The sequence below is a fragment of the Caballeronia sp. AZ1_KS37 genome (assembly GCF_023631165.1).
GTDB classification, from domain to species: domain Bacteria; phylum Pseudomonadota; class Gammaproteobacteria; order Burkholderiales; family Burkholderiaceae; genus Caballeronia; species Caballeronia zhejiangensis.
In genome coordinates, this window is record NZ_JALQDP010000001.1 from 352,044 (window position 1) to 364,573 (window position 12,530).

Here is a 12,530-nt window from a genome sequence, read left to right on the forward strand (position 1 = left end):
ACACAAGGGGAATCGACAGATGCCGGCAAAAACCATTGAGGCCATCCGCGGCCTCGAGCGCGATCGCTTCCGTGCCATGGTCGAGGGCGACGGCCCGGCGCTGGACGCGCTGCTGGCCGAGAACGTCAGCTACGTCCACACGAACGGCAAGCGGGAGACGAAGCGCCAGTTCATCGACGCGATCACCGCGGGCCGCCGCCGCTATCGGCAGATCGAAATTCAGTCGCAGGATGTGCTGCCCGCCGGCCGCGATACGTGCCTCGTGTCGGGCCGTGCGCTGATCGAGATGGAATCGAAGAACGGCGCGCTGCTGTTTCCGATCGCCTACACCGCCGTCCATGTGCAGACCGAAGGCCAATGGCAGCTGCTGGCCCTGCAGGCGACGCGCGTGGCGCTCGAATAGCCACGCGCGCCGCCCATCACGCTTCCACGGCTTCGTCTTGCCGCAGGTTGTCCACGACGCGCCCGGAGCGGTTGACCGCGCTCACGACGGCATCGGCGACCGCGAGCGCCGGATTCGCATGCACCGCGACGCCGAAGCGCGTCGGCCCGTCTCCGACACGACAGCCGACGAACGCCGCCGTGTCGCCGTTCGCCGTCACGGACGTCTCGAACCAGTTCACGCTCGCGTCCACGCCGAGCGCGGCGGCGACCGCCTGCGCGTGAGCGTCGCCGCTCGTCGCAGCCACTACGGCCGGTAATGCGACGCGCCTTTCGAATACCGTAAGCGTCGAAACGTCGATGCGCGATACCGGCCCGCCCGCATCGAAATACTCGCGCTTGAAGAGCTCGCAGATCGCTTCGCCGCTGATTTCCGCGCCGGATGCATCGGTGACTTTCTGGACGGCGTGGCTGAATTCGATCTGCACGCGGCGCGGCGGCGTGAAGCCGAGACCGCGTTCGAGCAGATACGTCGAACCGCCCTTTCCGGACTGGCTGTTCACGCGGATCACGGCGTCGTAGCTGCGGCCGAGATCAGCCGGATCGATCGGCAGATAGGGCACTTCCCACACCGTGCCCGGCACGCGCTGCGCGAAGCCCTTGCGGATCGCGTCCTGATGCGAACCCGAAAACGCGGTGAACACGAGATCGCCCGCGTACGGATGGCGTGGATGCACCGGAATCTGATTGCAGCGCTCGACGACGCGGCGCACGGCGTCGATATCGGAAAAATCGAGGCCCGGATCCACGCCTTGCGTGTAGAGATTCATCGCGAGCGTCACGAGATCGACATTGCCGGTGCGCTCGCCGTTGCCGAAGAGGCAGCCTTCGATGCGATCCGCGCCAGCGAGCAACGCCATTTCCGCCGCCGCGACGGCCGTGCCGCGATCGTTATGCGGATGCACCGACAGCACGATGCTGTCGCGAAAGCCCATGTTGCGGTCCATCCACTCGATCTGATCGGCGAAGACGTTGGGCGTTGCCGCTTCGACGGTCGCGGGCAGATTCACGATCATTTTGTGATCGGGCGTCGGACGCCACATTTGCGCGACGGCATCGCAGACTTCGCGCGCGAACGACAGCTCCGTCATGCTGAAGGTTTCGGGCGAGTACTGATAGATCCAGTGCGTGTCCGGCCGCGCCGCCGCGCATTCCTTGATGATGCGCGTGCCTTCGACCGCCAGCGCCTTCACTTCGTCCTTCGACTGGTTGAACACGATCTTGCGGAACGACGGCGCGATCGCGTTATAGAGATGCACGATCACCTTGCTCGCACCTTCCACCGCTTCGAACGTGCGCTCGATCAGTTCGCGGCGCGACTGCACGAGCACTTCGATGGTCACGTCGTCCGGAATGCGCTTTTCGTCGATCAGCTTGCGCACGAAGTCGAAATCCGTCTGCGATGCCGACGGGAAGCCCACCTCGATTTCCTTGAACCCGATTTTCACCAGCATCTCGAAGAACTCGAGCTTCGCTGCGATGCTCATCGGCTCGATGAGCGACTGGTTGCCGTCGCGCAGATCGGTGCTCATCCAGACGGGCGCTTTTTCGATCGTGCGGTTCGGCCAGCGGCGGCCATTCAGACGGACTTGCGGAAACGGACGGTATTTCTCGGCGGGGTTCGGCATCATGATCGTCGATCTCTCTTCGGACGGTTTGCGTAGCGTCTGCGAGAGAGGCCGTGTCCGGCGGCTGGCCGGGCGTGGCGGCATGCACGTAAGACCGGGCGGCGCGCGCGTTCACACGAATCACGGGCGATGGTGACGCCTGCGACCAACGTGAACGTGCGCGAAGCAGCGTGCATGTGACCCTCGCGTTTCCGTTTCGCGGGATGCGCGAACGAAAAGCTGACGACTACAGGTTGGTAAGAAAAGGTACTGCGGGAAACTTCTGGAGGACCGCGCGACTTGCGAACGCACGGCGCTACGTCTGGCGACTTACGCTAGACGTAGCGATAGGGGCCGCGCTAGGCGGCCCGAAATAATTCGGAGGGAGGAAAACTGGGTCAAGCGCATGCGTTCGACTTTAAACCAGCGTTGAATAGTGTGTCAAACGGGATTTTCCTGACCGGCGACCGGCTTGCGCACCACATTGGCGATGACTTCAACCTGGCGCGCGACCGCGGGCGGCACCGGCACATCGCCGCGCAGCACGGATTCGATCCAGCGCGCGGTGGTCGCGGCGTCGAGCGTCTCGGGCAGCTCGACACGCGGGGCGTCCGGCTGCGAATGCTCGGGCGCGATCAGCGTTTCGGCGTGGCCGTCGTGAAACCAGTCGACCTGCACCTGGCGGCGCGTGTCCGCGACGGCTTCGCCTTCCGTGCCGCGCGCGAGCAGTGCGCCGCCCGCCGCCGCGTCCGGATGCGCGGTGAAAAGCCCGGTGAGACTCTCGCGATATTCGGGATGCGTGTAGTTGACGAGCCGCAGGCCCGGGTCCGCGAACGGTTGAAGGATCTTCACGAGCGTATGTGTCGAATTGCGCACGCCCATGCGGCGTCTGAGCGTGAGCAATCGCGCGAGCTTCGGCGCGAGCACGGTGATCGGCGCGAAGGAGAGGCGGCGCGAGGCGAGGCTGTCTTCGATTTCATCGTGCGAAGCCGCGTGCGCGATGCCCAGTTCGGCGAAGATTTCGGCGCTCGTCACGCGGCCGGGATCGCCGGTGACACCGTGCACCAGGACCGGTACGCCTTCGCGCGCGAGCAGCAGCGACAGGAGCGGCACGAGATTGGGCGTCTTGCGTGCGCCGTTGTAGCTCGGGATCGAGACGGGCCGTGCGTGCTCGCGGCCATCCTGGACATGCAGCGGCTCGAACGAGCGATGCGCGGCGGAAAGCATCGCGGCAAGCTCGGCGGCGGTTTCGCCCTTGACGCGATAGGCCAGCAGCACCGCGCCCAGTTCGAGTTCGGGCACGCGATCGTCGAGCATCGCTTCGTAGAGCGCGTAAGTATCCTCGTGCGAAAGTGCGCGCGCGCCATTCGGCCCGCGGCCGATTTCCTTGATGTAGCGTGCGCAGGCGAAAGTGGGGGAAGCGGAGTCGGTCATCGGAGAGGTGCGCGATCGGGCGCTCAATTCCGTAATCTGAGCGATGCCGTTGCGCTTTTTAAGGTGCAGGAATGCTATTGAGTACCGCATTTGAGGAGCGCTGGCAAGGTTTGCCCATCGAACGTTTCGCGCGCTTTTCCGCCGATGCTTACTAAAACCACCGCGCCAGCCGCAGCTCCGAAGGCCGGTCGAAAGCTCGCTGAGCCAAGCCCGACAAGCTTCGCCACGATTTGTGCGCGCACGTTACACTCCTTGTTCTCGCCGGCCGTGAACGCCGACGCATTCGTCCGGAAATCTGCAAATCAAAACAGCATCAGGAGAGCGGGATGAGTTATGTGTTTCCTCCGGCGCCGGCAGCAGCCGTGCCCGTCGATGGTTCGAACGAGCAGTTTCCCGTGCGCCGCATCTACTGCGTCGGGCGAAACTACGAAGCCCATGCGCGCGAAATGGGCCACGATCCGGATCGCGAGCCGCCGTTCTTCTTCAGCAAGCCCGCCGATGCCGTGCTGAACGTTGCGCCGGGCTCGACTGCGGAATTCCCGTATCCGTCGCAGACGAAGAATCTGCACTTCGAGATGGAACTCGTCGCCGCGATCGGCAAGCAGGGCAAGGACATTCCCGCCGATAAGGCGCTGGACTACGTCTACGGCTACGCGCTCGGGCTCGACATGACGCGCCGTGACCTGCAAGCCGAAGCGAAGAAGCTCGGCCGTCCGTGGGACACGGCGAAGGGTTTCGACCGCTCCGCGCCGATCGGCCCGATTCATCCCGTATCGAAGGTCGGGCATCTGGAAAAGAGCGCGATCTGGCTGACGGTCAACGGCGAGGAAAAGCAGCGCTCGGACATCTCGCAACTGATCTGGTCGGTCGGCGAGACGGTCGCGTATCTGTCGACGCTCTTCGAACTCTTCCCCGGCGATCTCATCTTCACCGGCACGCCCGAAGGCGTCGGCGCGGTCGTGAAGGGGGACGTGCTGAAGGGCGGCGTCGACGGCATCGGCGAATTCTCCGTGCGCGTCGTCTGAGTCCGCGACCATGAAGCTCTACAGCTATTTCCGCAGCTCGGCGGCGTATCGCGTGCGTATCGCGCTGAATCTGAAGGGGCTCGATTACGAGTACGAGGGCGTGCATTTGCTGCGCGACGGCGGCCAGCAGTTGAAGCCCGAATATCGCGCGGTGAATCCGGACGGCATTGTGCCGGCGCTCGTCGATGGCGACGACGTTCTCACGCAGTCGCTCGCGATCATCGAGTATCTCGAGGAGACGCATCCCGAGCCGGCGCTCCTGCCGAAGAATCCGTCCGATCGCGCGTTCGTGCGTTCGGTCGCGATGCAGGTCGCGTGCGAGATTCATCCGCTCGACAATTTGCGCGTGCTCAAGTACCTGAAGCATCAGGTGAAGGTGCCGGATGACGTGAAGGACGCGTGGTATCGGCATTGGGTCGAGATGGGTTTCACGTCGCTCGAAACGCGGCTGGCCGCCGACAGGCGCGTCGGCGCGCTCACGTTCGGCGACACGCCGACCGTTGCCGACCTGTGCATCGTGCCGCAGGTGTTCAACGCGCGGCGCTTCGGCATCGACGTGAGCGCTTATCCGACGATTTCGCGCATCGCCGATCACGCCAGCACGATCGACGCCTTCGCGCGGGCCGCTCCCGCGCAGCAACCGGACGCCGAATGACGGCCGATTTCCCGAGCTTTCTGTCGGGGGCGGGATTGGGCGCGAGCCTGATCGTCGCGATCGGCGCGCAGAACGCCTTCGTGTTGCGGCAGGGTTTGAAGCGACGTCACGTAGGAATCGTCGTGTCGATCTGCGCGTTCATCGACGTGATGTTGATCGGGCTCGGCGTCGGCGGCATGGGGGCGCTCATTTCGCGTGCGCCCGTCCTGCTCGACGTGATCCGCTGGGCCGGCGCGATCTTCGTGTTCCTGTACGGCTTGCGCGCGTTCATCGCGGCGTGGCGCGGGCCGGGGCATCTGGACGCATCGGATGGCGATTCGCAGACGGCGGTGGGCGCGGCATCCACGGTGCTCGCCTTGTCGCTGCTCAATCCGCACGTTTATCTCGATACCGTCGTGCTGCTCGGCGGCATCGGCGCGCAACGCGGCTGGCCGGGCGACGCGTGGTTCGCGGCCGGCGCGATGTCTTCGTCGATCGTCTGGTTCACGGCGCTCGGCTACGGCGCGCGTCTTCTGGAACCGTGGTTCGAGAAAGACGTGTCGTGGCGCGTGCTCGATGTGATCGTCGGCTGCGTGATGTGGTGGATCGCGGCTTCCTTGCTCTTCGCGCGATAAAAAAGAGCGCCACGCGGGCGCTCGTTTCACGTTCAGCCGAGCAACGCGTCGGCGAATTCTTCGGCGCTGAACGGCTGCAAGTCCTCGACTTTCTCTCCCACGCCGATGAAATACACCGGCACCGGCCGCTGACGCGCGATGGCCGCGAGAATGCCGCCCTTCGCGGTGCCGTCGAGTTTCGTGACGACGAGGCCGGTGAGACCGAGCGCGTCGTCGAACGCCTTGACCTGCGTGAGCGCGTTCTGACCCGTGTTCGCGTCGATGACGAGCAGCACTTCGTGCGGCGCATCGGGCATTGCCTTCGCGATCACGCGGCGCACCTTGCGCAGCTCTTCCATCAGATGCAATTGCGTCGGCAGACGTCCGGCGGTGTCGGCCATCATCACGTCGATCTTGCGTGCGCGCGCCGCGCCGACCGCGTCGTAGATCACGGCGGCGGCGTCGCCGCTTTCCTGCGCGATCACCGTCACGTTGTTGCGCTCGCCCCAGACCGTCAGCTGTTCGCGCGCGGCGGCGCGGAACGTGTCGCCGGCGGCGAGCATCACCGACTGATTGAAGCGCTGCAAATGCTTCGCCAGCTTGCCGATGCTCGTCGTCTTGCCGACGCCGTTCACGCCCGCGATCATGATGACGAGCGGTTGCGCGCGTCCGAGCATCAGCGATTTCTCGAGCGGGCGCAGCAGATCGACGAGCAGTTCGCGCAGCGCCTTCTTGACCTGCGAGGCGTCCGTCAGGCGTTCCGCGCGCACCTTCTCGCGCAGTGATTCGAGCAGGAATTCCGTTGCATCGACGCCGGCGTCGGACATGAGCAGCGCGGTTTCGAGCTCTTCGTAGAGATCCTCGTCGATCTTCGCGCTGACGAAAATCCCCGTCAGATTGGAGCTCGTCTTCGAAAGACCGTGCCGCAGACGCGAGATCCACGATTTTTTCGCGGCCGCATCGAGCGTCGGCGGCGGCACGACTTCCTCGCTCGCCTGATCCGTCTCTGGGCCGCGCGCCCATTGCGATTGCGTGCGCCCTTGCCAGTATTCCTTCGATTCCTCCGAGGGCGGTGCGGCGGGCGGCGTGGGCGCAGCGGGAGCGACGGGTTCCGCGGGCGCCGGTTCCTCCGGCTGCACTTCCTCCGACGGCGTTTCGGCGGAAAGCGCCTGACGTTCCAGCTCGGCGTCGGAGATTTCTTCGTCTTCGGCCGCCTCGACGGATTCGTCCTGAGGCGCGTCGAGCGGCGCATCAGCCGGCTTTTTGAATTTCTTGAAGAAGCTGAACATGGATGTGTGACGATGATGCGCGCGTGATCCGATGGCCCTGTGCGCGCTTTCGAGTCGTTTTTGCGCGAGGCCCGCGCGATGGGATGGAAGCGGCATATTTTATCAGGCGCTGCCGTGCGCGCCCGTGCGGCTCCCGTCATGGCGTGCGTGTGGTAACGTTGGCTTTCATTGCTCGCGCCATCCGATCTCAAGCAAAAACACGCCGGCGCGCCCGACTCCCACCTTCCTTTTATGCCTCGCTCGTCCGCTACCCGCTCCGCCCTGACCAGCCACACGCCATCGCGCGGCGGCAAACCGCACACGATCCGCATCATCGGCGGAGACTGGAAGCGCACGCCGCTGCCCGTGCTCGATCTCGATGGCCTTCGGCCCACGCCGGATCGCGTGCGTGAGACCCTCTTCAACTGGCTCGGCCAGGATCTCTCCGGACAGCGTTGTCTCGACATGTTCGCCGGTAGCGGCGCGCTCGGTTTCGAAGCCGCGTCGCGCGGCGCGGCGCGCGTGCTGATGATCGAACGAAGCGCGAAGGCGGCCGCTCAGATCCGCGCAAATCAGGCCAAGCTCGGCGCGCGCAACATCGAGATCGCGGAGGCCGATGCGCTGCGGCTCGTCGCGAGCCTCGCGCCCGGTTCGTTCGACGTGATCTTTCTCGATCCGCCTTTCGGCGATCACGCGTTGCTATTGCGGGCGCTCGAGCTGACGGCGCCGCTCGCTTCGCCCGATGGCGCGATTTACGTCGAATGCGGCGATGCGCTGGACATGTCCGGCATCGATGCGCTCGCCGGCTGGAGCGTCGTGCGCGAGGGCAAGGCGGGCGCCGTCCGCTATCATTTGCTGCGCCGCGAAAATGAGGAATAATGCGCGTTCCCGATTTCGACGCAGCCGATTTCGCGGGAAACGAGGCAGAGCTGGTCGTCGCAGCCACGCGGCCCAGTGTAAATAGAAGAGGAGAAGCTCATGGTTGTCGCCGTGTATCCGGGTACGTTCGACCCGCTCACCCGCGGGCATGAAGACATCGTGCGGCGCGCATCGAGCATTTTCGATCAGCTCGTCGTGGGCGTCGCGGACAGCCGCGCGAAGAAGCCGTTTTTCTCGCTGCAGGAACGGCTCGATATCGCGCACGAGGTCCTCGGGCATTATCCGAACGTGCAGGTGAGCAGTTTCACCGGGCTATTGAAGGATTTCGTGCGTAAGAACAACGCGCGCGTGATCGTGCGCGGATTGCGCGCCGTCTCCGATTTCGAGTATGAATTCCAGATGGCCGGGATGAACCGCTATCTGCTGCCCGATGTCGAGACGATGTTCATGACGCCGTCCGATCAATATCAGTTCATCTCCGGCACCATCGTGCGCGAGATCGCGCAGCTTGGCGGCGACGTGAGCAAGTTCGTGTTCCCGTCGGTGGAAAAGCGGTTGATGGACAAGGTCGGCGAGCAGACGCAGAAAGATCCGGCGGCGCCTTGAGACGCCGGGCCCGCGCACTTATCTGCGAAGGTGCGCGGGTTTATGCCGGAAGCCATCCGGCAAGAAGAGAGTGAAGCATGTCCCTGATCATTACCGACGAGTGCATCAACTGCGACGTTTGCGAGCCCGAGTGCCCGAACGACGCAATTTCGATGGGTCCCGAGATTTACGTCATCGACCCGAACAAATGTACGGAATGCGTCGGCCATTTCGACGAGCCGCAGTGCCAGCAAGTGTGCCCTGTGGAATGCATTCCGCGCGATCCGGCGCACGCCGAATCGCCCGAACAGTTGATGGCCAAGTACCACGCGCTGATGGCCGCGAAGGGCAATTCCTAAGCGACGATCTCCGTCAATGCAGCGACGAGCGCATCGCATTCGGCCGGCGTGCCGATGGAAATGCGCAGATGCTGATCGATGCGCGGCAGTTTGAAATGGCGCACGAAAATTTCCTTCGACTTTAGCGCCGCGGCGAGCGTCGCGGCATCGTGCGCGGGATGTTTCGCGAAGACGAAGTTGGCTGCGGACGGAACGACATCGAATCCAAGCGTCTGTAGCTGCGCGCTCAACTTCTCGCGGCTCGCGATCACCTTCGCGCAACCTTCCTCGAACCACGCCTGATCTTCGTACGACGCGATTGCCGCGACTTGCGCGAGGCGGTCGAGCGGATACGAATTGAAGCTGTCCTTCACGCGCGTGAGCGCCTCGATGAGCGCCGGATCGCCGAACGCAAAGCCGACGCGCATACCCGCCAGCGAACGCGCTTTCGACGTCGTCTGCACGACGAGCAGGTTCGGATAGGCGTCGATCAGATTCACGGCCGATTCCGCGCCGAAGTCCACATACGCTTCATCGATGATGACGGGTGCATCCGGATTCGCCTTCAGCAGCACTTCGATTTCCGACAGCGGCAGGGCGCGGCCCGTCGGCGCATTCGGATTCGGCAGCAGCACGCCGCCGCATGGCGCGCGGTAATCGTCGACATCGATGGCGAAATCGGCGTTCAGCGGCACGGTCTCGTATTCGACGCCGTAAAGCTGCGCGTACACGGGATAAAAGCTGTAGGTTATGTCGGGAAAGCGGATCGGCTTGTCGTGCTTGAGCAGCGCCTGGAACGCGTGCGCGAGCACTTCATCCGAACCGTTGCCCGCGAAAACCTGCTCGATGCGCAATCCGTGATGGTTCGCGACGGCCTCGCGCAATGCACGCGCGGTCGGATCCGGATATTTGCGCAGCGACGCGCCGTCCGCGCCGAGCTCGTGGCGGATTGCATCGACGACGCGCGGCGACGGCGGATACGGATTCTCGTTGGTGTTCAGCTTGACGGGATGCGCCAGCGCGGGCTGCTCGCCCGGCACATACGGCGTCAGACGATGGACGATATCGCTCCAGAAACGGCTCACTGTCGGCTCCAAATCAAGAATTGCGGTGCAGGTTCATCATCGCACGCTCGGTTTCGCCTGCGACGACGAACGGCATCACGGCGAGCGCGCGCTCGATCGACTGATCGATCACGTCCTGTTCCTCGCGGCGCGGCGGCTTGAGGACGAAGTTCGCGACATCGGGTTTCGCGCCCGCGCGCGCGCCTTCGGGAATCAGATCACGCGGATGCCCGATCCCGATGCGCAGCCGCCAGTACTGCTGCGACGAAAGATGCGCGGAGATGTCCTTCAGGCCGTTGTGTCCGCCGCTGCCGCCGCCGAGCTTCATCTTGACGGTGCCGGGCGGAAGATCGAGTTCGTCGTGCGCGACGAGAATTTCGTCGGGGAGAATCTTGAAGAACTGCGCGAGCGCAACGACCGATTGCCCTGAGCGATTCATGAACGTCTGCGGTTCGAGCAGATGCACTTCGTGGCCGTGCAGACGTCCCTTGCCGTAGAAACCGTGGAAACGGCGCTCTTCGCGCAACGTGGCGCCGGCGTCGCGTGCGAACTGGTCGACGAACCAGAAGCCCGCGTTATGCCGCGTCGCCGTGTATTCGGCGCCCGGATTGCCCAGGCCGACGATCAGCTTGATCATGTCGAGTCTTGTAGAACGAAAAAAAACCCGCCGGGGCTTGCGCGCCGGCGGGTCACGTCGACCGTTCTTGCGAACGGATCGAGAGGATAGCGATATTCCGCGTGCTTACTCGGCTGCCGGCTTGTCGCCTTCAGCTTCGCCAGTCCCTTCCGACACGACGGCAGCCGGAATGGTCGCCGAAGCCACCACCGGATTTTCCGCCTCGACGGAGATCGTCAGGCTCACGCCCTTCGGCAGCGGGATGTCCTTCGCGTGCATCGTCTGGCCGGCTTCGATCTTCGCCAGATCGATTTCCAGGAACTCAGGCAGGTCTGCCGGCAGGCATTCCACTTCCAGTTCCGTCACGACGTGCGAGATCACCGCGCCCGACAGCTTCACGGCCGGGTTGGTTTCCTGGTTCATGAAATGCAGCGGCACCTTGGTGTGCAGCTTCTTCTTCGCGTCGACGCGCTGGAAGTCCACGTGCAGCACGAGCTGCTTGAACGGGTGGTATTGCACGTCGCGCAGCAGAACTTGTTGCGACTTGCCGGCCACTTCCAGGTCGAGAATCGACGAGTGGAAAACTTCTTTCTTCAGGGCGTGCCACAGGGCGTTGTGGTCGAGTTCGACCAGTTGAACGTCCGTTTCACCGCCGTACACGATACCCGGGGTCTTGCCCGAGTTACGCAGGCGGCGGCTCGCACCCGTACCTTGCTTGCTACGCTCGAAAGCGACGACTTTCATATTCGACTCCTATATCTGCCCGCGACCAGGCAGGGAAACCGGGATCATCGAAAACGTGTGATCCCACAACAAGCGACGCGAACCTTCGTCCGTTCGCGCCGATCATGCAAAAACGCGAAGCCTCTGCTTCACGTTCCTTGCTCGATTCTAATTAACCTTCGGCGAAGAGCGACATCACCGAGTCGCCGCGCCGGATTCGGGAGAACGTCTCCGCGAGCAAACCCGCGCTCGACAGCGGACGGATCTTCGCGCACGCGAGCGATTCGGCCGAAAGGGGAATCGTGTCCGTGACGACGAGTTCGTCCAGCTCCGACGCCGTGATGCGCGCCGCCGCGCCGCCCGACAGAACGGGGTGCGTCGCGTATGCGAAAACCTGTTTCGCGCCACGATCCTTCAATACTTGCGCGGCCTTGCACAGCGTGCCGGCGGTGTCGACCATGTCATCCATGATGACGCAGGTGCGGCCTTCCACTTCACCGATGATGTTCATCACTTCAGCGACATTCGCCTTCGGACGGCGCTTGTCGATGATCGCGAGGTCCGTGTTCAACTGCTTGGCGAGCGCGCGCGCGCGCACCACGCCGCCGACGTCCGGCGACACGACCAGCAGATGGTCATGGTTCTGCTTGCGCAGATCGCCGAGAAGAACGGGTGTTGCGTAGATGTTGTCGACGGGGATGTCGAAGAAGCCTTGAATCTGGTCGGCGTGAAGGTCCATGGTGATCACGCGATCGACGCCGGCAATTTCCAGCATGTTCGCGACGACCTTCGCCGAGATGGCCACTCGCGCGGAACGCGGACGGCGGTCCTGGCGCGCATAGCCGAAGTAGGGGATGGCTGCGGTGATCCGGCCTGCGGATGCGCGCTTGAGCGCATCGACCATGATCATCAGTTCCATCAGGTTGTCGTTCGTGGGAGCGCAGGTGGACTGCAGAACGAATACGTCTTTGCCCCGAACGTTTTCCTGAATCTCGACCATGATCTCGCCGTCTGAGAAGCGGCTGACCATCGCTTTGCCGAGAGGAATACCAAGGATTTTGACGACTTCCTGTGCAAGCGCGGGATTAGCGTTGCCAGTAAAAACCATCAGGCCGTCACTGCTCATCGTGCACCTGTCTGCGGCTGGAGGCGAGAGGAAAAACGCGAGAAAAGGAATGGCAGGGGAGGAAGGACTCGAACCCTCGCATGCCGGAATCAAAATCCGGTGCCTTGACCAACTTGGCGACTCCCCTACACAACTCTGAGTCTCGCCGGGAAGTGTAGGACATACCCGGCAAAACG

The 12,530-nt window shown here is 63.6% G+C and carries 14 protein-coding genes and 1 tRNA gene; 7 read left to right on the forward strand and 8 right to left on the reverse strand.

Annotated features, from left to right (window positions below; all coding sequences use genetic code 11):
* Nucleotides 1-19 precede the first annotated feature (19 nt).
* Nucleotides 20-403 carry a nuclear transport factor 2 family protein gene (locus tag NCS00_RS01715; RefSeq protein WP_008351729.1) on the forward strand — a complete coding sequence of 128 codons (384 nt, stop codon included), beginning with the start codon at nucleotides 20-22 and terminating at the stop codon, nucleotides 401-403.
* Nucleotides 404-419: 16 nt separating this feature from the next.
* Here the strand turns inward: NCS00_RS01715 and leuA are convergent, their stop codons facing one another.
* Together leuA and ybiB are read right to left on the reverse strand one after the other, a co-directional pair.
* On the reverse strand, nucleotides 420-2,072 hold the full coding sequence (gene leuA / locus NCS00_RS01720) for a 2-isopropylmalate synthase (protein ID WP_008351725.1): 1,653 nt from the start codon (nucleotides 2,070-2,072) through the stop codon (nucleotides 420-422).
* Between the two features lie 417 nt (nucleotides 2,073-2,489).
* Nucleotides 2,490-3,482: a DNA-binding protein YbiB gene (gene ybiB / locus NCS00_RS01725; RefSeq protein WP_034470525.1), complete on the reverse strand. Its 993-nt coding sequence runs from the start codon at nucleotides 3,480-3,482 to the stop codon at nucleotides 2,490-2,492.
* A 326-nt stretch (nucleotides 3,483-3,808) separates the two neighbouring features.
* Between ybiB and NCS00_RS01730 the strand changes: the two genes are divergently transcribed.
* The 3 genes from NCS00_RS01730 to NCS00_RS01740 are packed head-to-tail and all read left to right on the forward strand — an operon-like array spanning nucleotide 3,809 to nucleotide 5,776.
* Nucleotides 3,809-4,507 (forward strand): fumarylacetoacetate hydrolase family protein, encoded by a 699-nt coding sequence (locus NCS00_RS01730; RefSeq protein WP_008351720.1) that lies wholly within the window; start codon nucleotides 3,809-3,811, stop codon nucleotides 4,505-4,507.
* Between the two features lie 10 nt (nucleotides 4,508-4,517).
* Nucleotides 4,518-5,162, forward strand: a complete 645-nt coding sequence (gene maiA, locus NCS00_RS01735) for a maleylacetoacetate isomerase (RefSeq protein WP_008351718.1) — start codon at nucleotides 4,518-4,520, stop codon at nucleotides 5,160-5,162.
* Nucleotides 5,159-5,776: a LysE/ArgO family amino acid transporter gene (locus NCS00_RS01740; protein ID WP_008351716.1), complete on the forward strand. Its 618-nt coding sequence runs from the start codon at nucleotides 5,159-5,161 to the stop codon at nucleotides 5,774-5,776. Before maiA ends, NCS00_RS01740 begins: the two co-directional genes overlap by 4 nt.
* Nucleotides 5,777-5,808: 32 nt before the next feature.
* On the opposite strand, the gene ftsY is transcribed toward NCS00_RS01740, so the two are convergent.
* Nucleotides 5,809-7,044 carry a signal recognition particle-docking protein FtsY gene (gene ftsY / locus NCS00_RS01745; protein ID WP_034470527.1) on the reverse strand — a complete coding sequence of 412 codons (1,236 nt, stop codon included), beginning with the start codon at nucleotides 7,042-7,044 and terminating at the stop codon, nucleotides 5,809-5,811.
* Between the two features lie 231 nt (nucleotides 7,045-7,275).
* Between ftsY and rsmD the strand changes: the two genes are divergently transcribed.
* The 3 genes from rsmD (at nucleotide 7,276) to NCS00_RS01760 (ending at nucleotide 8,846) form a co-directional block, all read left to right on the forward strand.
* Entirely contained in the window at nucleotides 7,276-7,902 is a 627-nt protein-coding gene (rsmD, locus tag NCS00_RS01750) for a 16S rRNA (guanine(966)-N(2))-methyltransferase RsmD (RefSeq protein ID WP_034470529.1), read from the forward strand.
* 99 nt (nucleotides 7,903-8,001) lie between these two features.
* Complete coding sequence (gene coaD, locus NCS00_RS01755; RefSeq protein WP_008351711.1) at nucleotides 8,002-8,508, forward strand: pantetheine-phosphate adenylyltransferase; 507 nt, start codon at nucleotides 8,002-8,004, stop codon at nucleotides 8,506-8,508.
* A 77-nt stretch (nucleotides 8,509-8,585) separates the two neighbouring features.
* On the forward strand, nucleotides 8,586-8,846 hold the full coding sequence (locus NCS00_RS01760) for a YfhL family 4Fe-4S dicluster ferredoxin (protein WP_008351708.1): 261 nt from the start codon (nucleotides 8,586-8,588) through the stop codon (nucleotides 8,844-8,846).
* Here NCS00_RS01760 and hisC read toward each other — a convergent pair.
* The 5 genes from hisC to NCS00_RS01785 all read right to left on the reverse strand — a co-directional run bounded on the left by hisC (nucleotide 8,843) and on the right by NCS00_RS01785 (nucleotide 12,481).
* Nucleotides 8,843-9,910, reverse strand: coding sequence for a histidinol-phosphate transaminase (gene hisC, locus NCS00_RS01765; RefSeq protein ID WP_008351706.1), 1,068 nt, complete (start codon nucleotides 9,908-9,910; stop codon nucleotides 8,843-8,845). The two genes, NCS00_RS01760 and hisC, sit on opposite strands and share 4 nt — an antisense overlap.
* A gap of 13 nt (nucleotides 9,911-9,923) precedes the next feature.
* Complete coding sequence (pth, locus tag NCS00_RS01770; RefSeq protein ID WP_008351704.1) at nucleotides 9,924-10,526, reverse strand: aminoacyl-tRNA hydrolase; 603 nt, start codon at nucleotides 10,524-10,526, stop codon at nucleotides 9,924-9,926.
* 105 nt (nucleotides 10,527-10,631) lie between these two features.
* On the reverse strand, nucleotides 10,632-11,249 hold the full coding sequence (locus tag NCS00_RS01775) for a 50S ribosomal protein L25/general stress protein Ctc (RefSeq protein ID WP_034470532.1): 618 nt from the start codon (nucleotides 11,247-11,249) through the stop codon (nucleotides 10,632-10,634).
* A 151-nt stretch (nucleotides 11,250-11,400) separates the two neighbouring features.
* Nucleotides 11,401-12,354, reverse strand: a complete 954-nt coding sequence (locus NCS00_RS01780; protein ID WP_008351701.1) for a ribose-phosphate pyrophosphokinase — start codon at nucleotides 12,352-12,354, stop codon at nucleotides 11,401-11,403.
* 50 nt (nucleotides 12,355-12,404) lie between these two features.
* Nucleotides 12,405-12,481: transfer RNA gene (locus NCS00_RS01785), tRNA-Gln, on the reverse strand.
* Nucleotides 12,482-12,530 lie beyond the last annotated feature (49 nt).